General features: G+C 43.5%; 18 protein-coding genes. 3 read left to right on the top strand and 15 right to left on the bottom strand.

The window, feature by feature from the left end:
• The 10 genes from RTS09_RS02390 to sdhC all read right to left on the bottom strand — a co-directional run bounded on the left by RTS09_RS02390 (nucleotide 1) and on the right by sdhC (nucleotide 13,211).
• On the bottom strand, nucleotides 1-888 hold the full coding sequence (locus RTS09_RS02390) for a UTP--glucose-1-phosphate uridylyltransferase (protein WP_312534007.1): 888 nt from the start codon (nucleotides 886-888) through the stop codon (nucleotides 1-3).
• 213 nt (nucleotides 889-1,101) lie between these two features.
• Complete coding sequence (sucD, locus tag RTS09_RS02395; RefSeq protein ID WP_007115061.1) at nucleotides 1,102-2,004, bottom strand: succinate--CoA ligase subunit alpha; 903 nt, start codon at nucleotides 2,002-2,004, stop codon at nucleotides 1,102-1,104.
• Between the two features lie 87 nt (nucleotides 2,005-2,091).
• Nucleotides 2,092-3,267, bottom strand: coding sequence for an ADP-forming succinate--CoA ligase subunit beta (sucC, locus tag RTS09_RS02400; RefSeq protein WP_007115062.1), 1,176 nt, complete (start codon nucleotides 3,265-3,267; stop codon nucleotides 2,092-2,094).
• A 189-nt stretch (nucleotides 3,268-3,456) separates the two neighbouring features.
• Nucleotides 3,457-4,905 (bottom strand): dihydrolipoyl dehydrogenase, encoded by a 1,449-nt coding sequence (gene lpdA / locus RTS09_RS02405; RefSeq protein ID WP_050324884.1) that lies wholly within the window; start codon nucleotides 4,903-4,905, stop codon nucleotides 3,457-3,459.
• Nucleotides 4,906-4,992: 87 nt separating this feature from the next.
• Complete coding sequence (gene odhB, locus RTS09_RS02410) at nucleotides 4,993-6,228, bottom strand: 2-oxoglutarate dehydrogenase complex dihydrolipoyllysine-residue succinyltransferase (protein WP_050324883.1); 1,236 nt, start codon at nucleotides 6,226-6,228, stop codon at nucleotides 4,993-4,995.
• A 140-nt stretch (nucleotides 6,229-6,368) separates the two neighbouring features.
• A complete protein-coding gene (locus RTS09_RS02415; RefSeq protein ID WP_312534014.1) occupies nucleotides 6,369-9,311 on the bottom strand; it encodes a 2-oxoglutarate dehydrogenase E1 component in 2,943 nt (980 codons plus the stop codon).
• A 427-nt stretch (nucleotides 9,312-9,738) separates the two neighbouring features.
• Nucleotides 9,739-10,449, bottom strand: a complete 711-nt coding sequence (locus tag RTS09_RS02420; protein WP_312534017.1) for a succinate dehydrogenase iron-sulfur subunit — start codon at nucleotides 10,447-10,449, stop codon at nucleotides 9,739-9,741.
• Nucleotides 10,450-10,526: 77 nt separating this feature from the next.
• On the bottom strand, nucleotides 10,527-12,389 hold the full coding sequence (gene sdhA / locus RTS09_RS02425) for a succinate dehydrogenase flavoprotein subunit (RefSeq protein WP_219331998.1): 1,863 nt from the start codon (nucleotides 12,387-12,389) through the stop codon (nucleotides 10,527-10,529).
• 97 nt (nucleotides 12,390-12,486) lie between these two features.
• The gene (gene sdhD / locus RTS09_RS02430) at nucleotides 12,487-12,822 is read right to left on the bottom strand and encodes a succinate dehydrogenase, hydrophobic membrane anchor protein (protein ID WP_036594948.1); all 336 of its coding nucleotides are present in this window, start codon (nucleotides 12,820-12,822) and stop codon (nucleotides 12,487-12,489) included.
• Nucleotides 12,822-13,211 carry a succinate dehydrogenase, cytochrome b556 subunit gene (sdhC, locus tag RTS09_RS02435; RefSeq protein ID WP_100274133.1) on the bottom strand — a complete coding sequence of 130 codons (390 nt, stop codon included), beginning with the start codon at nucleotides 13,209-13,211 and terminating at the stop codon, nucleotides 12,822-12,824. Before sdhC ends, sdhD begins: the two co-directional genes overlap by 1 nt.
• 777 nt (nucleotides 13,212-13,988) lie before the next feature.
• On the opposite strand from sdhC, the gene gltA reads away from it, so the two are divergent.
• Nucleotides 13,989-15,275, top strand: coding sequence for a citrate synthase (gltA, locus tag RTS09_RS02440; RefSeq protein ID WP_050324880.1), 1,287 nt, complete (start codon nucleotides 13,989-13,991; stop codon nucleotides 15,273-15,275).
• A 168-nt stretch (nucleotides 15,276-15,443) separates the two neighbouring features.
• Here the strand turns inward: gltA and nfuA are convergent, their stop codons facing one another.
• Nucleotides 15,444-16,061, bottom strand: coding sequence for a Fe-S biogenesis protein NfuA (nfuA, locus tag RTS09_RS02445; RefSeq protein ID WP_007115071.1), 618 nt, complete (start codon nucleotides 16,059-16,061; stop codon nucleotides 15,444-15,446).
• A gap of 284 nt (nucleotides 16,062-16,345) precedes the next feature.
• Here nfuA and RTS09_RS02450 point away from each other — a divergent pair, with 284 nt between their 5' ends.
• Nucleotides 16,346-17,449 carry a bifunctional nicotinamide-nucleotide adenylyltransferase/Nudix hydroxylase gene (locus RTS09_RS02450; protein WP_312534020.1) on the top strand — a complete coding sequence of 368 codons (1,104 nt, stop codon included), beginning with the start codon at nucleotides 16,346-16,348 and terminating at the stop codon, nucleotides 17,447-17,449.
• A gap of 69 nt (nucleotides 17,450-17,518) precedes the next feature.
• Entirely contained in the window at nucleotides 17,519-18,925 is a 1,407-nt protein-coding gene (locus tag RTS09_RS02455; protein WP_312534022.1) for a nicotinate phosphoribosyltransferase, read from the top strand.
• 57 nt (nucleotides 18,926-18,982) lie between these two features.
• On the opposite strand, the gene coaE is transcribed toward RTS09_RS02455, so the two are convergent.
• Genes coaE through pilB form a run of 4 tightly spaced genes read right to left on the bottom strand, consistent with a single transcriptional unit; the run spans nucleotide 18,983 to nucleotide 23,501 of the window.
• Nucleotides 18,983-19,639 carry a dephospho-CoA kinase gene (gene coaE, locus RTS09_RS02460; protein ID WP_312534025.1) on the bottom strand — a complete coding sequence of 219 codons (657 nt, stop codon included), beginning with the start codon at nucleotides 19,637-19,639 and terminating at the stop codon, nucleotides 18,983-18,985.
• On the bottom strand, nucleotides 19,636-20,511 hold the full coding sequence (locus RTS09_RS02465) for a prepilin peptidase (RefSeq protein WP_312534028.1): 876 nt from the start codon (nucleotides 20,509-20,511) through the stop codon (nucleotides 19,636-19,638). Before RTS09_RS02465 ends, coaE begins: the two co-directional genes overlap by 4 nt.
• A gap of 5 nt (nucleotides 20,512-20,516) precedes the next feature.
• Entirely contained in the window at nucleotides 20,517-21,740 is a 1,224-nt protein-coding gene (locus RTS09_RS02470; protein ID WP_312534031.1) for a type II secretion system F family protein, read from the bottom strand.
• Nucleotides 21,741-21,794: 54 nt separating this feature from the next.
• Nucleotides 21,795-23,501: a type IV-A pilus assembly ATPase PilB gene (gene pilB, locus RTS09_RS02475; protein ID WP_312534033.1), complete on the bottom strand. Its 1,707-nt coding sequence runs from the start codon at nucleotides 23,499-23,501 to the stop codon at nucleotides 21,795-21,797.
• Between the last annotated feature and the right edge of the window lie 278 nt (nucleotides 23,502-23,779).

Below are 23,779 nucleotides of genomic sequence, written 5' to 3' on the forward strand. Positions count from 1 at the left end.
TTAATTTGCTGTATGTTGAAACGCTTCAATGCCCAATTGAGTGGCAAAGTAACCCACGGCTTGTAAGTAGCTATTCATGTCACCTGCATCAAAGCTGTTACCCACCATGCTAACCACATCTACCCCTTGCGTGCTAATAAGCGCATCAATGGCATCGGTCAACTGAATTTCCCCACCCACACTTGGCTGCGTGTTCGCTAGATAATCAAAAATAGCATTATTAAACACATAGCGTCCAACGACAGCCAAATTAGAAGGCGCGTCCTCAGCTTTGGGTTTTTCCACAAAACCCGTCACAGCAAACGACTGGTTTTGTTCAGACTTTGCTACCATTTGTGTGCTGGCTAGCTTGGCAATACCATATTTAGAAATATCACTTTCTTTCACTGGATCAACCAATATCTGTGAATGCTGCTGCTTGGCAAACTGCTGTAGCATGTAGGCTAAATTCTGCTGAGTATAGTCAGTGTTATAGGGGTTCAAAATCACATCGGGTAATAGTACAGCAAATGGCTCATCACCTACAATGGCACGGGCTTGCAACACAGCATGCCCTAATCCTAACGGTTTGCCTTGGCGCACACTGGTAACCGTGACCCCTGCAGGTAGCCAGTTTAAACTATCTGCTAGCGCTGCTTTACCTTTACCCCGTAACTGGGTATCTAGCTCGCTATTGATGTCAAAATAGTTTTCAATGGCAGTTTTTTGCGCATGATTGACCAAAACAATATTGGTTAAACCTGCGGCAATCGCTTCTTCAACGACATATTGAATGGCAGGCTTATTGCCAAGCGGTAGTAACTCTTTTGGCACTGCTTTTGATAGTGGTAACATACGCGTGCCAAACCCTGCCACAGGAATAACAGCGTGAGTGATTTTTTTCGACATAGTGACTCTCAATAAAACAAGTTGTTCAAATAGTTTATATCAAGCTTAACATATTTTTATGGCAAATATTTTATCTGCCCGAATATTTTAAACGCATTATTAAAATTGATTGAGGGTGTTTTTCTCACACCAGCGTTTGCTAACACCAGCGGATAATAAAAAAGCAGATAAACCAATGATTATCTGCTTTTGATTAGCCAAAATAGCGGATGATTACCAACCAGTGACTTCTTTTACTTTTTCACCGATTTTTGAAGGGTCACGGGTATAAGCAATACCAGCCTCTTCAAAGGCTTTGAATTTTTCTTCCGCTGTACCTTTACCACCTGAGATAATCGCACCGGCATGTCCCATACGTTTACCTTTTGGTGCTGTGACACCTGCGATATAACCAATAACGGGTTTAGTCACGTGGTCTTTGACATATGCAGCCGCTTCTTCTTCAGCCGTACCACCGATTTCACCGATTAATACAATCGCTTCGGTTTGTGGGTCGTCTTGAAGCAATTTCAATGCGTCGATTTGGTTCATACCTGGGATTGGGTCACCACCGATACCGATACAGGTTGATTGACCAAAGCCAAGTTTAGTGGTTTGGGCAACCGCTTCATAAGTCAATGTACCAGAACGTGAGATGATACCGACTTTACCTTCTTGGTGGATATGACCTGGCATGATACCGATTTTGCATTTACCTGGGCTGATGACGCCTGGACAGTTTGGACCTACCATACGGATGATTTCTTCGCCCTTGGCTTGTAGGTCAGCGTTGACGTTTTCTAAGTAACGTTTGGCTTTTAGCATATCTAGGGTAGGTACGCCTTCGGTGATGACCACAATCAATTTTACGCCAGAGTTAATCGCTTCAACGATTGAGTCCAATACAAATGGTGCTGGTACAAAGATAACAGAGGCATTGGCACCCGTTGCTGTTACTGCTTCATCCATGGTATCGAATACTGGACGATCAAGGTGGGTTGTACCGCCTTTACCTGGGGTAACACCACCAACGATGTTGGTACCATAAGCAATTGATTGCTCTGAGTGTAGAGTACCGTTTTTACCTGTGAAACCTTGCACTAATACTTTAGTGTCTTTTCCAACTAATACGCTCATTGTTTTTCCTTTTACTTTTTATGTTTGATGTAAACGATTAACCAGTAGGGCACATAGCCCTACTCGCTCATACCTATAATTTCTTAATTAGGCATTATTAACCGCATCAACAATTTTTTGACCGGCTTCAGAAAGACCTTCAGCAGGAATTAATTTAAGACCTGAATCACGTAGGATTTGCGCACCTTTTTCAGCGTTGTTACCTTCAAGACGCACAACCACAGGTACGGTGACGTTGACTTCTTTTACCGCTTCGATAATCGCTTCAGCAATCATGTCACAACGTACGATACCACCGAAAATATTGATGAGTACGCCTTGGACTGATTTGTCTTCAAGAATCAATTTAAACGCTTCAACCACACGTTCTTTGGTCGCACCGCCGCCTACGTCTAGGAAGTTAGCAGGTTGACCGCCATATAGTTTGATGATGTCCATGGTTGCCATCGCAAGACCGGCGCCATTCACCATACAGCCGATGTTACCTTCAAGCGCAACATAGTTTAGGTCAAATTCTGAGGCTTTTAATTCACGCTCATTTTCTTGTGATTTGTCACGTTGTTCAGCGACTTTTGGTAGGCGATAAAGGGCATTTGAGTCGATGCCGATTTTGGCGTCAACACAGGCTAATTCGCCAGATTTACGAACCGCTAATGGATTGATTTCAAACAACGCAAAGTCATTTTCCGTAAAGGCTTTATAAGCCCCTGTCATCAATTTGGCAAATTCGTTGATTTGTTTGTCTTTTAGACCCAGTTTGAAAGCGACTTCACGAGCTTGGCTAGGTTGTAAGCCCACCAGTGGGTCAACTTCTACTTTCAAGATTTTTTCTGGGGTTTCTTCGGCAACTTTTTCAATTTCAACACCGCCTTCAGTTGACGCCATAAATACCACACGACGGGCTGAACGGTCTACGACTGCACCTAAGTACAATTCAGTTGCGATTGGGTACATGTCTTCGGCGATAAGTACGCTGTTAACAGGTTGACCGTTGGCGTCAGTTTGGTAAGTTACCAAGTTTTTACCAATTAATTCTTCAGCAATTTGTTTGGCTTCTTCACGCGTTTTAGCGATTTTTACGCCGCCCGCTTTACCACGGCCACCGGCATGTACTTGGGCTTTAACAACCACGGCACCGGCGTTGCCCGCCATTTTGTCAAACGCTGCTGCGGCTTCGTCGCCATTTTTAGCGATGATACCTTCTTGTACGGGCAGTCCATAGCTTTTTAATAATTCTTTGGCTTGATACTCATGTAAATTCATGAATTTATCCTCTCGGTTTTGGTTTACATTGTTTTAAAATTATTTTTGAATATTGTGGTCAACAGTGAGCTAACATGTTTGATAATCTAGTTAGCTCACCTGCTTTATCCAAACTATTGACGCATAAACTAATTAGCCCATTTACTTGTAAACTAAGTTACTTGTGAGTCAAGTTACTTGTGAACTAAGTTATTTGCGCTTACGTTGAATCGCATGAATCGCACGACCATCCGCTGATAGCACCGCCTCGTGTACTGCTTCAGAAATGGTTGGGTGAGCAAACGTCATCAACTGCAAGTCTTCAATACTTGATACGAATTCCATCGCAATCATGCCTTGATGAACGATATCGCCTGCACCCGCTGATACGACATGCATACCCAATAAACGATCAGTTTTGGCATCGGCAACCACTTTGATGAAGCCTTGGCCTTCACCAGCAGCTAACGCACGGCCATTCGCAGCTAGGCTAAATTGACCTGTTTTGACTTCATGACCTTTCTCTTTGGCTTGTTCTTCAGTCAAGCCCACCCATGCAATTTCTGGGTGTGTGTAAATTACGCTAATAATGGTGTCATAATTGACTTGAACCTTTTCACCATGAATACGTTCAACTGCCATCATGCCTTCTTCCATCGCTTTGTGCGCTAGCATTGGACCACGCACCAAGTCACCGATTGCATATACGCCATCAAGGTTGGTTTGACAGAAGTCATTTACCGCTACCAAACCACGTTCAGTAAGCTCTACCCCTGAATTTTCGCCAAGTAAGTTTTCTTTATAAGCACGGCGACCCACACAAACGATGAGTTTATCGAAGGTTTCCTGTCCTGCTTGACCTTTAGCATCAAACGATACAAGTACCTTACCGTTTTCTACTTGAGCCTGAGTAACTTTGGTATCAATACGGATATCCATGCCTTGGGCTTTTAGTAGTTTTGCCGCTTCTTTGCTCACGGCTTTGTCCGCCGCTGCTAAAAATTCTGGCATGGCTTCAAATACCACAACTTCACTACCTAAACGACGCCATACCGAACCCAGTTCAAGACCGATTACACCACCACCAATGACGCCTAGACGCGCAGGCACTTCGGTAAAGTCTAACGCACCGGTTGAATCAACGATATATTCGTTATCAATCGGGGCAACAGGGATATCAATAGGCACAGAACCAGAGGCCAAAATCACATTTTTAGCGGTAATAGTGGTAGGCGCAGAACCATCTAATGGAGTAAATTCAACTTGTTTATCCGCACCTTTACCATCAAGTAATTTACCTGTACCTTGTAGCCAATCAGCACCGTTACCCTTTAACAATGCAGCCACACCACCGGTTAATTGTTTAACGATAGCGTCTTTACGACTTAACATTTTGCTGATGTCAATCGCCACTTCACCTGTGGTGATACCGTGGTCGGCTAAATCATGTTTTGTTGCTTCATAGCGATGTGAGCTGTCTAGTAATGCTTTTGAAGGAATACAACCGACGTTCAAACAGGTACCGCCTAACGCTGGCTCACCTTTATTAATACGTTTTTCGATACAAGCCACGCTCATACCTAATTGGCCTGCACGGATAGCTGCTTCATAACCACCAGGGCCACCACCGATAATTACCAAATCATAGCTTTCTTTCATAATCTTCACCAAAAATTTGAATTGTTATTGTTAAAGTTGTTAAACAAAAAAGCCTGTATCAACCTTTGCCAATACAGGCTTTTTTTATTATAAATCGAGAAGTAGCATCGCTGGATTTTCAACCAATTCTTTGATCGTGACCAAGAATTGTACCGCTTCTTTACCATCAATTAAACGGTGGTCATACGACAATGCCAAGTACATCATAGGTAGAATTACCACTTCGCCATTAACCGCCATTGGGCGTTCTTTAGTCGCGTGCATACCCAAAATCGCTGTTTGTGGTGGATTGATGATTGGGGTTGACATCAATGAGCCAAATACACCACCATTGGTAATGGTGAAGGTACCACCCGTCATGTCTTCAATGCCTAATTTACCTTCACGCGCTTTTGATGCATAGTTACCAATCGCACGTTCGATATCTGCCATACCCATTTGGTCAGTGTCACGTAATACCGGCACCACAAGACCACGGTCGCTCGATACCGCAACACCCACATCATAATAACCATGATAAACGATATCGCTACCATCAATAGAGGCATTTACTGCTGGGAAACGTTTTAACGCTTCAGTGGCGGCTTTTACAAACAATGACATAAAGCCTAGTTTCACACCGTGACGTTTTTCAAAACGCTCTTTAAACTCACCACGTAAGTCCATGATAGGTTTCATGTTCACTTCGTTAAACGTCGTCAACATTGCAGTTTCTTGGGTAGCGGCTAACAGACGCTCAGCAACACGGGCGCGTAAACGTGTCATTGGCACACGTTTGTCTGCACGTTGACCGACTGCATTGGCAACCACTTGACCGTTGTCTGCTTTAATTGCATTGTTGGCTTTTAAGGTTGGGTTTGCCATGTCTTCTTTGGTCACACGACCGCCACGACCTGAACCTTCAACGTCTGCAGGATTGACGCCTGTGGTATTCGCGGCTTTACGAACCGCTGGACTTTGGTCTTTATAATCTGCTTCAGCAGTCGCTTGAGCGGTAGGCGCTTGTTGTGCAGCTGCAGGCGCGGCTTCAGCTTGGGCAGCCGGTGCTTGGGTTTCAGCAGGTTGGCTGGCTGGTGCAGCCGCGGTTGCGCCTTCAGTCAGCTCACCGATGACTTCAGCAGAAAGCACTGTGTCATCAACTTGTTTGAGAATTTTGCTAAGCACGCCGTCAGCTTGTGCCACCACTTCCATCACAACTTTATCGGTTTCGATTTCACACAATACAGCGTCACGGCTTACTTGATCGCCTTCATTAAAATTCCAAGCAACAATTGTACCGTCAGCAACGGATTCTGGGAAAACGGGGACTTTAATCTCACTCATGGAAAACTCCTAGTTAATTTCACATTCTTTCATTTTTAATGGGTTAAATTCATTGTTGTCTTAGCACTCGGCGCAATTGCCTATACCAAAAACCAAGAAGGATTAGTACGCATCTATTAAGTACTAATCCTTTAAAACGCTTAGTCAGTCGCTTGTTTTTCTGCGATTTCCGCTTTAGCTTCTAGCTTATCTTCGGTTGAATCTTCATTCTTTGGCAAACCCAATGCTTCGTTGATAACTTTTTGTTGTTGGGCAACGTGCATTTGCATCGAACCTGCAGCAGGTGCGGCCGATGAAGGGCGAGCCACTGGCTCAAGCAAGTAGGCTTTGGTGGGACGAGTCGCTGGTTTTGGCGGTGCAATCAAACGGAATAAGTGCGGTGCTAGATAGTACCAAGCACCTTGGTTACGTGGCTCTTCTTGTGTCCAAACAATACCTTCAAGGTTTGGATATTTTGCCACTTCTTCCAAAATACGTGCTTCAGGTAATGGATAAAGCTGCTCGATACGCACAATCGCCACATGGTTCAGACCCAATTCACGACGTTTTTCAAGCAAGTCATAATATACTTTACCGCCACACAACACTAAACGCGTCACTTGGTTATTATCAAGTTGGTCAATCTCTGGAATCACGGTTTGGAACTGACCTTGCGCAAGCTCTTCAAGCGTTGACACCGCCAATTTATGACGTAGCAGTGATTTTGGTGACATCACAATCAGCGGTTTACGCGCTGGGCGAACCACTTGTCGACGCAGGGCATGGAAAATCTGTGCCGGAGTTGTGGGCGTAATTACTTGCATATTATCTTCAGCACATAGCTGCAAAAAACGCTCTAGGCGCGCTGATGAGTGCTCAGGACCTTGACCTTCATAGCCGTGTGGTAACAGCATGGTCAAACCACAAAGACGTTGCCATTTGGTTTCACCTGAAGAAATAAATTGGTCAATGACCACTTGTGCGCCATTGGCAAAGTCACCAAACTGCGCTTCCCAAATCACTAGCGCATTGGGTACTGTCGTTGCGTAACCATATTCAAACGCCAATACCGCTTCTTCTGACAACAATGAGTTAAAGGTGTCAAAGCGTGCTTGGTTAGGGCTCAGGTTAGCAAGCGGGACATACATACTGCCGTCTTTCATGTTGAACAGTTCTGCATGGCGATGCGAGAAAGTACCACGTCCCACATCTTCACCCGTGATACGCACAGGGTAGCCTTCTTCGACCAGTGACGCATAAGCCAAGGTTTCTGCCGCGCCCCAGTTCAATGGCTCTTGACCGGTTTGCATGGCTTTGCGCTGCTCAACCACTTTTTGCACTTGGCGTTGTAGCTCATAGCCTTCTGGCATTTGCGCCATTTTCTCACCATACGCTTTTAATTGATTGATATCAACGCCCGTATCCCAATTGTCTTCAAGCTTATGACCAATATAAGGTGTCCAATCTACATACAGCGTTTTATTTGGCTCACGCACGAGTGCGCTAGCAACATATTCGCCTTTATCGAGCGACTCACGGTAGTCATCTTCAAAAGCCACACTTTCAGCTTTGCTAATAATGCCTTCGGCAACTAATTTATTGGCAAATAGCTCACGAGTACTTGGCAGTTTTTTGATGACCGAATACATAAGTGGCTGAGTGGCGGAAGGCTCATCCGCTTCATTGTGACCGTTACGACGGTAACAGTACATATCAATCACGATATCTTTATGGAAAGTTTGGCGATAGTCGTGGGCAAGCTGCGCCATAAATACTACCGCTTCTGGATCGTCACCGTTTACATGAAAAATCGGTGCGTGTACCATTTTAGCAATATCGGTACAGTATTCAGTTGAACGCGCATCTTCTAAGCGGCTGGTGGTAAAACCGACTTGGTTATTGATAATAATATGCAGCGTACCACCTGTTGAGTAGGCACGGGTTTGTGACATTTGGAAAGTTTCTTGGTTGACACCTTGACCGGCGAACGCAGCGTCACCGTGTACCACGATTGGCAAAACGGCATCACCGGTTTTATCTTGACGGCGTACTTGGCGGGCACGCACTGAACCAATCAATACAGGCGATACAATCTCAAGATGCGAGGGGTTAAATGCCAAGGCTAAGTGTGCTTCGCCGCCCGGTGTCATTACGTTGGATGAATAACCATTGTGGTATTTTACGTCACCTGAACCCACGGTCGGTTGTTTTTTACCATCAAACTCATCAAACAAATCTTTGGGGTTTTTACCCAAAATATTCACTAATAAGTTTAAACGTCCACGGTGCGCCATACCGATAACCATTTCTTTGGTACCGTTTTCACCCGCACGCTGAATTATCTCATTGACCATTGGGATAAAGCTCTCGCCACCCTCAAGACCAAAACGTTTCACACCGGTATATTTACGCGCTAAGTATTTTTCTAATCCTTCCGCTGCTGTCAAACGCTCAAGGATAGATTTACGTTTTTCATTGTCAAATTTGACATAGCCAAGATTTTGCTCTAGGTATTTTTCAATCCAGCGTTTTTCTTTGGCAGTGGTCACATGGAAATATTCTGCACCAATGCTGCTACAATAAACTCGCTCTAACACTTGGATAATTTCACGCAGTGTGGCTTTGTCTTTACCGATATTTAGGTCGCTGACAGGGTAGACAGTGTCTAAATCCGCTTCAGAAAGACCATAGTAAGCTAAAGTCAATTCTTCAACTTCTGGACGTGGCATCAGTCCTAAAGGATCTAGATTAGCAATACGATGACCACGACGGCGGTAACTGGTAATCAGTTTTTGCACGCCCATTTGGTTGTCCGCAAATTCGCGAATTTCAGAAGGGCTGACAGCGCCTACCGCTGATTGACCAGTAACTTTGTGGGCAGTGGTATTGCGAGCTAATAGCAAAAATTGGTCTTGGATAGTATGGTGAAGGGCGTTTTTATCATCATCTTTGGCAAACTGCGCAAAGTAAGGAATGTATTTTTCATCAACGCTTTGTGGATCTTGAAGATACTGTTCATAGAGTGATTCAAGATAGACTGCGTTATCTGCTGACAGTTCGGTAAACTGAGCAGATGAGACAGAAGTTTGGTTTTGGTTAGCCATGATTCTTTCTACTGTAGTATTTAAAGGTGGAAATAAAAATTTTAGGGAATAGCCTAGCATTTTTATAATTAACAAAAAATTTTGTTAAGGTAATAGTTACCATTCATTTACTAAATATAGCAACTCACGCCGCTTGGCGTGTGGAGAAATAGCTATCAAATGGTAGTAAAAGAAGAGTAATGTGAAAGTTAGTTTTCTCCTTCCTTAGAAAACCTAAATGAATATTCCCTATAGATACCTATCGTATATTATACAAAATTCATGATAATTTATCTCATTCATTAGGCTGAAAAGGTATAAAAAATATTATGATATTGGGATATGATTTATTACTTTAATTAATAGATAGCCAATTACTATGAATTTATCACATCCCAATAAAAAAAGCCCTGTCGATACAGAGCTTTTTTGTCACCAAACTGTGGTACTAACCTGCTTGGTCTAACAGCATGTTACGTAAGTGACCAATCGCTTTGTTAGGATTCAAGCCTTTTGGACAAACCGACACACAGTTCATGATACCACGGCAACGGAACAAGCTAAATGGGTCGTCTAAACGTGCTAAACGCTCCTGTGTGCTAGTATCACGGCTATCTGCCACAAAGCGGTAGCCATTCAACAAGGCTGATGGACCTAAGAACTTATCTGGGTTCCACCAGAATGATGGACAGCTGGTTGAACAACACGCACATAAAATACATTCATATAGACCGTTTAACTTTTCGCGGTCTTCAGGTGATTGTAGACGTTCAGTCGGTGGTGCTGGCTGGTCATTGATCAAGTAAGGATGAACTTTTTCATATTGCTCATAGAATTGGTTCATATCTACCACTAAGTCGCGCACCACAGGTAAACCAGGTAGCGGGCGTAAAGTAATTTTTTGTGGTAGCGTGTTCATGTTAATAAGACATGATAGACCGTTTTTACCATTGATGTTCATACCGTCAGAGCCACAAATACCTTCGCGACACGAACGGCGGAAACTGATGGTTTCGTCCATTTTTTTCAAACGGACAAGTACGTCTAATAACATACGGTCAGAGTCTAAAAGCTCAATTTGGTATGTCTGCATACGGGGTGCTGCGTCTTTATCTGGATCGTAGCGGAAAATCTCGATGGTGCGAGTACCTCTGCTCATAATGCTAAACTCCACACGTTTATGATATTGGTTGATAGGGTCTTCACAATAGTTTGCAAAGACCAAAAAAATATTAATTAGAATGTACGCACTTTTGGCTCAACATAGTCTACAGTCAGTGGGCTCTTACGAACAGGTTTATAGATAACACGGTTACCTTCAGAGAACCAAAGGGTATGTTTCATCCATTCATGGTCATTACGACCAAGCGGGGCATACGCATCATCTGCCGCACGTTCGTAGTCAACGACGGTGTGCGCGCCACGACATTCTTGACGCAGGGAAGCTGAAATCATTGTCGCTTTGGCAACTTCATAGAGATTCGCCACTTCAAGCGCTTCAATACGTGCGGTATTAAACACTTGCGATTTATCAGCTAGGTGAAGACTATTGACCTGGCTTTCAAGTGCCAAGATTTTTTTTACGCCTTCATTCATTGACGCTTGGGTACGGAATACACCTGCATGTTGCTGCATGGTACGGCGGATTTCATCAGCCACATCTTGCGCATTTAGCCCTTGAGTAGATTGCTGTAACACATTCAAACGCGCCAAGGTTTTGTCAAGAACACGCGGTGATAAGGGCTCATAGTCATGACGGTCAGCGGCGTGGAACTCATCAATGATATGTTGACCCGCTGCACGACCAAATACTACCAAGTCAAGTAATGAGTTAGTACCTAGACGGTTGGCGCCGTGAACGGATACACATGAACATTCACCAATCGCATATAAGCCTTTCACGATTTTTTGCTCGGCGTATAAACCTTCCGCATCCGTACCTGCCTCAAGATCTGGCATGACAACCTGACCATGAATATTGGTTGGGATACCGCCCATTTGGTAATGGATAGTCGGTACAACTGGGATTGGCTCTTTGGTAATGTCAACGTTCGCGAAGTTTTTACCAATTTCATAAACCGATGGTAAACGCTTCATGATGGTATCCACACCTAAGTGCGTCATATCAAGTACCACATAATCACCCTGTGGACCACAACCACGGCCTTCTTTGATCTCTTGGTCCATTGAGCGTGATACAAAGTCACGCGGTGCCAAGTCTTTTAGGGTTGGCGCATAACGCTCCATAAAGGCTTCGCCATCTTTATTACGAAGTAACGCACCTTCACCACGACAACCTTCGGTCAATAATACGCCCGCACCTGCAACGCCTGTTGGGTGAAATTGCCAAAATTCCATATCTTGGAGTGGAATACCGGCACGCACTGCCATACCTAGGCCGTCACCGGTGTTAATAAAGGCATTAGTAGACGCAGCGAAAATACGACCTGCACCACCCGTTGCTAGGACAGTTGTTTTCGCTTGAAATACCGCGACACGACCTGTTTCTTGCTCTAGTGCGATAACACCGTTAATGTCGCCCTTGCTATCTTTGACCAAATCTAGCGCAATCCACTCAATAAAAAACTCTGTGCCTTGCTCAAGATTTTTTTGATACAAGGTATGCAATAACGCATGACCTGTACGGTCAGCTGCCGCACACGCACGTTGCACCGCTTTTTCACCGTAGTTGGCAGTATGACCGCCAAATGGACGCTGATAAATCGTACCGTCCGCGTTACGGTCAAATGGCATACCCATATGCTCAAGTTCATATACCACTTTTGGTGCTTCACGGCACATATACTCGATGGCGTCTTGGTCACCTAACCAGTCAGACCCTTTGATGGTGTCATAAAAGTGAAAATGCCAGTTATCATCACTCATGTTACCCAAACTTGCGCCAATTCCACCTTGTGCAGCAACCGTGTGAGAACGCGTTGGGAACACTTTGGTTAATACCGCAACATTCATACCGCCACGCGCCAATTGTAGCGACGCACGCATACCAGAGCCACCGCCGCCAACGATAACCGCATCGAAGGTTAAGGTTTGAATATTGCTAATGGTGTTGTCTTGTTTTGTTGCCATTGCTTTAATTTCCTAAATGATGGTTCGATTTTATCCACATAAATGCTTAAAAAGCGATGAAGTTAAAATCGATAAATACGTTAACAAAATTTATCTAACAGGATGTTTAGAAGAAAATCATCACGCCCCAAAATAAATAAACCAAGACTGCAAGAATCATGGCAGATTGCAGCACAAAACGTAAACCATTTGACTTAACGTAGTCTGTTAATACAGTCCACATCCCTACCCACGCATGACCCACTAATGCTAGTATCATCAATAGCGTAAATAAGCGCATCGGTAGGCTTAGCATAAAGCCTTGCCATAATTCAAACGTTGGTTGGTGGGTTAAGAACCACCCCAACATTACCAATGAATAAACTGCCAATACAACCGCACTAATACGTTGTACCACCCAATCGCGAGAGCCTGAGCCTGTTAAACCTGTTGCACTTTTCATTAGAACATCACCCATACAAATGAACCCACAACCCAAAGGGCTGCAAGTACAAAGCCAATGAATGTCGCAGTGCGACCACTGTTTAATTCTTCATTCATGCCCATGTCGGCAAATAAATGTTTGAAACCCATCACAAAATGGTAGCCTAATGCAGCCACAAAGATCCAAGCCAAAAACTTCACCAAGGGGCTCGTAAAAATATCTGCAAAGCCTTCAGCACTGGCAAGCGACGTTTGAAAAATCCATAACATCACAGGAATTAGGAGAAATAGCACCACACCAGAAACACGGTGGGTAATTGAAGCCAAAGCAATTGGGTTTTTTGAATTAACATTAATTACTTGGCTTAAAGGAAGGTCAATCGGTCGGTTGCTTTTCACAGCGGGCATCCTTTATTCGCAGTTATAACTTACCTGTGTTATTGCTATGCCAATATCCAAAATATCAAGCACGAACTTCAAATCACTTGCAGGGTTTGATGAATCACATAGCCTGTCAAAAAACAGGTAAATCGAAGATAAGGAATAGCTAGCGTACTTTGGATTATTCACAGAATAGATAGTTATTAGCCGCGAATCTAATCGTATCTCACAATTAAAAACTAATAAATTACAAACTAATAATCGACAAAAAGCCACACACAATTTACTTTTTAATTTTGTTAAATCACAAAGCTAAAAAGTAAATTATGTTTAGCAAATATTAATAATACAAAGCTAGCCACCAGTAAAATTTTTATAATTATAAGAGTCTTTGATTACAAATACAAACAAAAACAGAAAAAAAACCATCTTTTATCAAACCACTGTAGCGCACTATTAAAATTCAGAAATAATTTGATAAGATTCAGCGTTTTGCCACCCACTCTTCTAGATAGTTAACCGTATCAAGGGTTGATAGAATGTCAGTAGCAGAGAGCATAGTTTTAGCTAACTCCTGTTAATTATAACTAACTGTTTGTACGCGTAAGGCGTAAATTTACTTTCATTTTTGGCAAAAATGCTGTTAATATAGATATGTTTTAGTTTTGGGTTTTCGCTATTTTTTCGCTATTAAAGTCGCCCTGCACGTCTCTGTGTGGCGGGGCAGTCACCTATCCTTGTCATTGCGCCAATGCATTTGAGCAAGTATAGGTCTTCTTTTTTTTACACGTCTGAGAGGATTTTATGTCAGAGAAAGACAATATTGCAACCTTGCACGTCAATGGCCAGGACTATGAGCTTCCTATCATTGAAGGAACATTAGGCGATCCTGTACTCGATATTAAGGCCGTACCCCAAGCTGGTTTTTGGACATACGATCCAGGTTTCATGTCAACCGCTTCCACTGAATCAAAAATCACCTTCATTGATGGTGACAAAGGTATCTTATTACACCGTGGTTACCCAATTGACCAATTAGCTGATAAAGCAGAATACTTAGAAGTTGCGTATGCACTCATTCATGGTGAACTACCCAATGCTGAGCAAAAAGCTGACTTCTACGAAAAAGTTCGTAAACATTCAATGGTGAATGACCAATTACGTCGTTTCTTTGAAGGTTTCCGCCGTGACGCTCATCCGATGGCGATTATGGTTGGTGTGATGGGTGCATTATCTGCGTTCTACCACAACAATCTTGATGTCAGCAAACAAGACCATCGTGAAATCACCGCGATTCGCTTGATTGCAAAAGTCCCTACCATCGCCGCCATGTGCTACAAATACAGCAATGGTCAGCCATTCATGTATCCGCGTAATGATTTAAACTACGCTGAAAACTTCTTACACATGATGTTTGCAACCCCAGCGGATGTCAACTATCAAGTCAATCCAATCCTGGCAAAAGCGATGGATAAAATCTTTACCTTACATGCTGACCACGAACAAAATGCCTCGACCTCAACTGTACGTCTAGCAGGCTCTACGGGCGCTAACCCATACGCTTGTATTGCGGCAGGTATTGCGGCTCTTTGGGGACCTGCACACGGTGGCGCCAACGAAGCTGTACTTAAAATGCTTGATGAAATCGGCAGCGTAGACAACGTTGACGAATTCATGGAAAAAGTCAAACGTAAAGAAGTGAAATTAATGGGCTTTGGTCACCGTGTTTATAAAAACTTTGACCCACGCGCCAAAGTGATGAAAGAAACTTGTGACGAAGTATTGGGCGAGCTTGGTATCAAAGATCCACAACTTGAACTTGCAATGAAGCTTGAACAAATCGCCTTGAATGACCCGTACTTTAAAGAGCGTAACCTATATCCAAATGTTGACTTCTACTCAGGTATCATCCTAAAAGCCATCGGTATTCCAACCTCTATGTTTACCGTAATCTTTGCTTTAGCACGTACTTCTGGTTGGATCAGCCACTGGTTAGAAATGCACTCTGCACCTTACAAAATCGGTCGTCCACGTCAGTTATATACTGGCTATACCCAGCGTGATTTTGTGGCTGTTGAAGACCGCGATTAAGCCAATACGTTAAACCAAAAAACCCAGTGTTACACTGGGTTTTTTATTGAGTAAAATTTAATAATAATTTAATAATAAAAAAGGACCTCTTATGACGCCCTTTCTTGAATTACCCTTTCTTTAATCAAGTGTCACTTGAATTAAGTATCACTTGCCAATCTCTTCACCTTACTTATAAAACGCATTGGCAGTATAAGTATGGTCGGTCTCATCAATCACTTGGGTTAATTCTGGTATTTGCTGTTTAAGCGAAACTTCAACCCCTTGTTTTAGCGTCATATCAACTGCAGAGCAGCCTTGACAGCCACCACCAAATTTGAGCACTGCGGTGATACCAACCCCTTCTTCATGTACCAAATCCACCAATTGCACGTTACCCCCATGCGACGCTAGATTTGGATTGATTTCTGAAGACAACACGTAATTGATACGTTCCTCTAGGCTCGCATTTTCACCCAGTTTTGGCACTTTTGAGTTAGGCGCACGGAATGTCAATTGACCGCCAAAACGGTCCTTATTGTAATCAATCACCGCATCTTCAAGATAAGGAATAGACGGGGTGTCTATATAAGCGGTGAATGTCTCATAATCCAATTTTAAATCATCAGGATTGTGTTCATTTGGCTGGCTATATGACATACAGCATTCTGCTCGCGGCGTGCCTGGATGTTCAACAAAAATACGTACGCCGATGCCGTCAGTATTTTGTTTTGCCAACAACTCAGTCAGATAACCTTGCGCTGAATCGGTAATTTTGATATTTGTGGTTTTTTCTGTATCGCTCATATGTCACCCTAGCTTGTCATCAATTTTTACCCATATTTTAGCATAAACTTGAGTAATTTACTCGGATTTTATTGGGGGTGGTTTTTTGGCTTATCAAGGGTCGTCACAATATTTTTTAGGTAAGCTAAAACTTCAATCTAGTCCTTATCTTTAACCAAAAATAACTTGGCATTGGTTGAAAGTTTAGGCAAGATAGTTAAAAAAACATGCTTTATCACCGAACTTTATCACCAAAACGCTATTGGATAGACCGAGGGCGTTATCATTCGCAAGGAGTTTGCGTCATGCCAAATAACACGACTGACACTATCACGGTTACTAAAAACGACTTTAACGAGGATAAAGGGCGTTTTAGCACACCCAAAAATAAAAAAGGTTATCAATATGATTATTTGGTATTTATCGGGCGTTTTCAGCCGTTTCATTTAGGTCATAAATCGGTTGTCGATGAAGCATTAAAGCTTGCTGAAAATGTGATTATGCTAATCGGCTCTGCCAATTTACCAAGTAGTATCCGCAATAGCTTTAGTGTCGAAGCACGTAGCCAAATGATTTTGGGCGCCTTTGACAAAAAAGATGCCAAACGTATTCATTGTGTCGGTTTGGATGATGCTTTATACAATGATACAAAATGGCTTCAATATGTGCAGCAGTGCGTCAAGTCGGTTACCGGCGATTTAAACGCCAATATTGGTCTAATTGGGCATTCAAAAGACAGCTCATCATATTACTTGTCACTTTTTCCAAATTGGCAGTCGGTGGCTGTGCCCAATTTTCATGAGTTGTCTGCCACGCCAATTCGCGAAGGCTTTTTGCTGGGTGCCGATCCGTTAACCGATACGGTACCGCAATCGACAACCGATGTCATGAAGGCATTTAAAAAGACCGAAGCATATAAACGCTTACACGAAGAGGCTGGCTTCATTGATAAATACAAAAAACAATGGGAATCAAGCCCCTACCCACCCACCTTTATGACGGTTGATGCGGTGGTCATTCAATCAGGACACATCTTATTGGTGGAGCGTCGTGGTATGCCAGGTCAAGGACTATGGGCATTGCCTGGTGGCTTTATTGACCCTAAAGAGACACTATTTGACGCCTGTATTCGTGAGCTACGTGAAGAGACTCGGTTAAAAGTGCCTGAAGCGGTTCTGCGCGGTTCGCGCCATAGTCAACATACCTTTGATGACCCGTATCGCTCAGCTCGTGGTCGCACCATCACCCAAGCGTTTTACTTTGTGCTCAAAAACGACCCCAAAGGCTTACCATCGGTGAAAGGTGGCGATGATGCCAAAAAAGCGTTTTGGCTACCCTTGGCTGAATTAAAAGCCGATAAACTGTTTGAAGACCATTATGCCATTATTTGTAAAATGGTCGGTCTCTGATTTTTTCCTGCCAAACTGATAGACGGTTTGGTTTTAACCTGCGCAAGCAATCACCAGAGGAGTTCTGTGATGTTTAGTCAAAATTTTGACAATTTTATTTTAAATACCGATAGCTATAAGACGTCGCATTGGCTGCAATACCCGCCAAATACCGAGTACGTATCTAGCTATATTGAAGCGCGTGGCGGCAATAGCAACTTTGAAAATGTGCTATTTTTTGGTCTACAAGCTTTTTTAAAACAGTATCTTACCAAACCCATTACCGACGCTGATATAGACGAAGCCAAAGTGCTACTTGCTGCTCATGGCGTACCGTTTAATGAAGCAGGCTGGCGACAATTAGTCGCCAAACATGGCGGTCTATTACCGCTTCGCATTCAAGCGATACCAGAAGGCATGGTGGTACCAACGGGTCAAGTATTGTGTCAGGTGGTGAATACTGACCCTGAGTTTTACTGGTTGACGAGCTATATCGAGACCACCCTATTACGCGCTATTTGGTATCCTAGCACTGTGGCAAGCCTTTCTTATTATTGTAAACAAATCATCAAAGCAGGCTTGGAAAAATCGGCTGATAACTTAAATAATCTACCGTTTAAATTGCATGATTTTGGCGCCCGTGGGGTGTCTAGCCTTGAATCAGCTGCGCTTGGCGCGCTTGCCCACTTGGTTAACTTTTCCGGTACGGATACTTTAAGTGCGATTGTGGCTGCCAATCGTTGGTATGGTATGCAAAATGACATGACGGCTTTTTCCATTCCCGCAGCAGAGCATAGCACCATGACCACTTGGGGTCGTGAGCATGAAGCGGATGCCTATGGCAATATGATTGCCAAATTTGGCGGTGAAGGTAAAACCTTTGCGGTAGTGAGTGATAGCTACGACTTATGGAATGCCATCGATAATATCTGGGGCGGTGAGCTAAAAGAAAAAGTGGCGCAAACAGGGGGCACGTTAGTCATTCGCCCTGACAGTGGCGATCCGATTAAAGTGGTGCGTGAAGCCCTGCAGCGCCTTGCAGCAAAATTTGGCACTACCACCAACTCAAAAGGCTATAAGCTACTACCTAGCTATGTGCGACTCATCCAAGGTGATGGTATAAATCCCACCAGCATGAGTAAAATTATTGATGCGGTGATTAAAGCCGGATTTAGTAGTGATAATATCACCTTTGGAATGGGTGGCGGACTACTGCAACAAGTCAACCGCGATACCTTGAATTTTGCCATGAAGACCAGCAGCGCACGGGTGGACGGTTTTTGGCGAGACGTGTATAAAGACCCGATTACCAGTGTGAGCAAACGCAGCAAACGCGGGCGTTTAGCCTTGGTCAAACGTCAGGGTAGTTATATGACGCTGCGTGAAGATGAGCTTGCTGAGCAAAATAATTTGTTGCAGGATGTATTTTTGAACGGTGATTTACTAGTTGATGATACACTGACCGCGATTCGTCAACGCTCATCGGTAAAATCATAATTTAACTTGTCGCAATCTTAACAGCCGTCTTAATCAGACGGCTTTTTATCGTTAAAGCTAATTAACCCCTGCCATTGCCAAATATTTTTGGTGCAACTGTTCAAGTTTTAAATACAAATCGTCTAAGCTACCATTGTTGTCGACAATGTCATCAGCTTGCCTGAGCCTGTCATGACGCGACAGTTGATTTGCCATGATATTTTGAATACGTTCAGGTGTTTGACCATCGCGTTGACTGGCGCGCTCAATCTGCAAGGATTCATGACTATCAACCACCAATATTCGATCACACAGATTGGCTAACCCTGCTTCAGAGGCTTCTAACAGTAAGGGTGCTACCAAAATTACATAGGGTGACTGTGCAGTTGCTAGTAATTCTTTGGCACGGCTGCGAATGGCAGGATGGGTAATTTGTTCCAAATCCATTAACGCTTGCGCACTGCCAAATACATGCTCTCGCATGGCACGACGATTAAGCTCACCTGCCTCATCAATCACCCAGTCACCAAATTTGGCGACAATTTTTTTTAGCGTTGGCGAATCTTTGGCAACGACTTCACGTGCCAATACATCGGCATCAATAATAACAATTCCATGCGCATCGAACCAACGGCTCACTTGTGATTTGCCGCTACCGATACCACCTGTAAGCCCCACTACCAACATCGCCACCCCTCCTTGATTCACGGATAATTGACCCATAAATGACTTCATGACATTTTGCCTAGATACCACGACATTATTGGTTGCCCATACAAAAGTGCTATCATGCCGGCAATCGCGATATAGGGTCCAAAAGCAAAAGGTTTGCTTTCACCTGAGCGCTTCATCAGCATCACACCCACAACCGAGCCGACAAACGCAGATAAAAGCACAATTAAGGGTAGCATCAAAGGCCCTAGCCAAGCCCCCAAAGCTGCTAATAATTTAAAATCGCCATGTCCCATCCCGTGCTTGCCCGTAATCAGCAAAAACAGTTGGTAGACAATCCACAAGCATAAAAACCCAAATACATAGCCAAAAATAGCCGCTGTGGGGCTAATAAATAAGCCAAAGGCATTGACGAATAAGCCTAATCCCGCTAATGGCAATGTCAATCGGTCAGGCAACAATTGGGTATCAAAATCAATGCCTGTCAAAGCCACTAATGTCCATGTGAGTGCCAATCCTGCCAGCGCTTGCCAAGTAACACCAAATTTCATCACCACCAGCATAGACAAAATAGCAGTGATGATTTCTACAAGCGGATAGCGATAACTAATGGCGTTATGACACTGACTACATTTCCCTTTTAGCATTAGCCAGCTAACAACAGGCATATTTTCAAACCAACGTATTGAATGCCCACAATGCGGGCAACGAGAAGCAGGACTGCTTAAGGTAATGGATTCATGATTGTCAATAACGGTTTCTGGATGGAGCAATAGCTGGCATTCGTTCTTCCACTGCTGCTCCATCATTAAAGGCGTTCGATAAATCACCACATTTAAAAAACTGCCCACGCATAATCCCAATAAAGCTACGATAATCAACGTCAGCCATTGCGACTGTTGTAATAACGATACAAAATCTGAAAAAATCCCCATCGTATCTAGCCCACCACCGAGCCCATTTGGAAGATTGGTAGATACATGGCAATCACCAGACCCCCTACCAGTACCCCCAAAACCGCCATAATCATCGGTTCCATCAGGCTTGTTAACCCATCTACGGCGTTATCTACTTCGTTTTCATAATAAGTCGCGACTTTATCAAGCATCTCCTCTAGACTACCTGACTCCTCACCAATACCGACCATTTGGATAGCCATACTCGGAAAAAGATTGGTAGAACGCATCGAAAACTGCAGCTGTTGACCCGTCGCAACATCGCCTTTAATTTTTTGCGTGGCATTATAAAACACCACATTGTTGGTTGCCCCAGCGGTTGAATCTAACGCATCAATCAGCGGCACACCTGCTGCAAAAGTGGTAGATAAAGTGCGGGAAAAACGGGCAACCACCGCTTGATAAGCAATATTGCCAAAGATTGGTAATTTTAAGGTAAGTCGGTCTAAAAAATCATTAAAGGGCTTGCTACGTTTTTTAGCTTCAGAAAAGCCAACAACAGCGCCTGCAATGCTAAATAGCAATAACCACCACCATTTTTGCATCCACTCCGACATATTGACTACCATTCGGGTAAATGCGGGTAACTCTGCGCCAAATGAATTGAATAAATCAGCAAACACCGGTACTACTTTGACCAGCAAAATAATGGTAACGATAATCGCAACCACAATAACCGCAATCGGGTATTTCAAAGCTTTTTTAATTTTTGCTTTTAGTAGCTCGCTTTTTTCTTTATACGTCGCGACACGCTCAAGCATGGTTTCAAGCGCACCTGATTGCTCACCTGCCTCTACTAATGAACAAAACAAGTCATCAAAATATCTGGGATGTTTGCGCAGCGCTGCAGCAAAGGTGCTGCCTGATTCCACTTCTGACTTGACACTAAGCACCAACTCTTTCATTGAGGGGTTATCGAGCGCATCTGCAACGATTTCAAACGACTGTGTAAGGGGTACACCTGCTTTCATCATCGTAGCCAACTGACGCACAAAGATAGCAATATCAATTGGCTTGATGCTTTTTTTCATTTGAAAAATGGGCTTAGGTTTTTTCTTAATCGTCTTGACTTGGATGCCCTGCTTGCGTAGTTGCGCCTTTGCCAGCTCAATATTGCGGCTGGTGGTTTCGCCTTTGACTTTCTCGCCACGGCGATTGACCCCATCATAGACAAAGTCTAATAACATTTCTGTTTGGACTTTTGCCATACCCTTCCCCTTAATATCTCAACTAATCTTCAATAAAGACGGATAAAAAACGCCCTATTCGCTAGTAACACGATACATCTCTTGGATGCTGGTCGTGCCTTGTAGGACCTTTAAAATGCCAGAGCGCCTTAAATCCCTAAACCCTTGCTTTAAGGCAGCGTCTTTAATCTCAATAGCGTTGCCGTCTTCCATAATAATTCGGGCAATCTCAGGTGTTACTTTCATCACTTCATAAATACCAACACGTCCTTTATAGCCATCGCGGCATTCAGAGCAGCCAACGGGCTCATAAATGACATTGCTGGGATCTGCCAAATCTTCTTCGGTAAAGCCCATTTCAAGCAAGCTATTTTTTGGCACATCTGTCGGTTTCTTACAAGCTTTACACAGGCGACGTGCTAAGCGCTGCGCGATTACCAAATTGACTGAGGTGGCAATGTTAAAGGATGCCACCCCCATATTACGCAGACGCGTTAAGGTTTCTGGCGCTGAGTTGGTATGCAAAGTTGACAGCACCATATGCCCTGTTTGGGCAGCTTTGACAGCAATTTCAGCCGTTTCCAAGTCACGAATCTCACCAACCATCACAATATCAGGGTCTTGACGCAAGAATGATTTGAGCGCACTGGCAAAGGTCAAGCCAACTTTATTGTTCACATTGACCTGATTGATGCCTTCAAGGTTAATTTCAACGGGATCTTCTGCGGTGGATATATTGGTCTCAACTGTGTTTAAGATATTAAGACCGGTGTACAAGGAGACGGTTTTACCCGAACCAGTAGGGCCGGTAATCAATAACATCCCTTGCGGTTTTGCCAGCGCATCCATAAATAGCTGCTTTTGGTCAGGCTCATAGCCGAGTGCATCAATACCTAGCATCGCTGATGATGGGTCTAAAATACGCAATACGATTTTTTCACCAAATAAGGTTGGCAGTGAGTTGACACGAAAATCAATCGCCTTATCCTTGGAAATTTTTAACTTGATACGACCATCTTGCGGCACGCGGCGTTCAGAGATGTCCATTTGTGACATGACTTTCAGGCGGGCAGCAATTTTACCCGCTAGCTGCGTCGGTGGATTTGCCATTTTTTGTAACACCCCATCAATACGAAAACGCACGCGATAAGATTTTTCATAGGGTTCAAAGTGTAAGTCTGAGGCGCCCATGGTAATGGCTTTGATGAGCATCCCATTAACGAACTTGACGACAGGCGCTTCATCATTGACATCTAAATGACTGGTGGCACTATTGTCGTCATCGGCGCGGGTTTCATCAAACTCCACCGCTTCCATATCATCAAAATCAGCTAAATTAGAGCTAGCAAAGATTTTTTCGATGAGTGATTTTATTTTGTGGTGCTCGGCAACCACTGTTTCTACGGTAAACCTTGTACCAAATCGCAGCGCATCTAAAGCATCTACCCGCGTCGGGTCGCTCATGGCAACAAATAAGCGGCTACCTCGTTGGAAAATCGGCAGAATATTAAATTCGCGAATAATTTTTTCATCAACCGCTTCTTTTGGAATATAGTTGACATTGATGGCATCCAAATCAATGAGTGGGTCGCCAAATTCTCGTGAAATCACCCACGCTACTGCGTCAGCTTGCGCAAGCTTATTATCGACCACATAGGCGATTAAATTTATTTTTTGCTGCTGCGATTCTGCCAATACTTTTTGCATTGCCGCTTCGCTAATTAGTCCTTCATCCACTAATCGCGATGCAATGCCACCAAAACCAGGAAGGGATGCCGCCATCGTTTTTCTCGTTTACTCAATATTGATTCAAATGGGCTAATGTTTGTTAGTGTAAACTATTCATTTATATATTAACAAATCATTCTCGACAAATCCGTGAATTCAACGATAAATAATTTGTTATCGAATTTTATCTCTATCCATCAACCTTCATAAAACTGTTTGATACATTATCCCTTCTTTATCCTTTCTTTAAACACCTTACTTGCGTAACCCAATAATTTATTCGGCAAATCGCGGCAATTGCTTATATAATACCTACCATTTTACGCCTGATA

The sequence above is a fragment of the Moraxella sp. CTOTU47618 genome, assembly GCF_032017425.1.
Classification (GTDB): Bacteria; Pseudomonadota; Gammaproteobacteria; order Pseudomonadales; family Moraxellaceae; genus Faucicola; species Faucicola tetraodonis.

Coding starts and splice junctions, on each gene's coding strand:
- RTS09_RS02390 (WP_312534007.1), bottom strand. CDS start 888: ATGTCGAAAAAAATCACTCACGCTGTTATTCCTGTGGCAGGGTTTGGC.
- sucD (WP_007115061.1), bottom strand. CDS start 2,004: ATGAGCGTATTAGTTGGAAAAGACACTAAAGTATTAGTGCAAGGTTTC.
- sucC (WP_007115062.1), bottom strand. CDS start 3,267: ATGAATTTACATGAGTATCAAGCCAAAGAATTATTAAAAAGCTATGGA.
- lpdA (WP_050324884.1), bottom strand. CDS start 4,905: ATGAAAGAAAGCTATGATTTGGTAATTATCGGTGGTGGCCCTGGTGGT.
- odhB (WP_050324883.1), bottom strand. CDS start 6,228: ATGAGTGAGATTAAAGTCCCCGTTTTCCCAGAATCCGTTGCTGACGGT.
- RTS09_RS02415 (WP_312534014.1), bottom strand. CDS start 9,311: ATGGCTAACCAAAACCAAACTTCTGTCTCATCTGCTCAGTTTACCGAA.
- RTS09_RS02420 (WP_312534017.1), bottom strand. CDS start 10,449: ATGAGCAGAGGTACTCGCACCATCGAGATTTTCCGCTACGATCCAGAT.
- sdhD (WP_036594948.1), bottom strand. CDS start 12,822: ATGAAAAGTGCAACAGGTTTAACAGGCTCAGGCTCTCGCGATTGGGTG.
- sdhC (WP_100274133.1), bottom strand. CDS start 13,211: ATGCCCGCTGTGAAAAGCAACCGACCGATTGACCTTCCTTTAAGCCAA.
- gltA (WP_050324880.1), top strand. CDS start 13,989: ATGTCAGAGAAAGACAATATTGCAACCTTGCACGTCAATGGCCAGGAC.
- nfuA (WP_007115071.1), bottom strand. CDS start 16,061: ATGAGCGATACAGAAAAAACCACAAATATCAAAATTACCGATTCAGCG.
- RTS09_RS02450 (WP_312534020.1), top strand. CDS start 16,346: ATGCCAAATAACACGACTGACACTATCACGGTTACTAAAAACGACTTT.
- RTS09_RS02455 (WP_312534022.1), top strand. CDS start 17,519: ATGTTTAGTCAAAATTTTGACAATTTTATTTTAAATACCGATAGCTAT.
- coaE (WP_312534025.1), bottom strand. CDS start 19,639: ATGAAGTCATTTATGGGTCAATTATCCGTGAATCAAGGAGGGGTGGCG.
- RTS09_RS02465 (WP_312534028.1), bottom strand. CDS start 20,511: ATGGGGATTTTTTCAGATTTTGTATCGTTATTACAACAGTCGCAATGG.
- RTS09_RS02470 (WP_312534031.1), bottom strand. CDS start 21,740: ATGGCAAAAGTCCAAACAGAAATGTTATTAGACTTTGTCTATGATGGG.
- pilB (WP_312534033.1), bottom strand. CDS start 23,501: ATGGCGGCATCCCTTCCTGGTTTTGGTGGCATTGCATCGCGATTAGTG.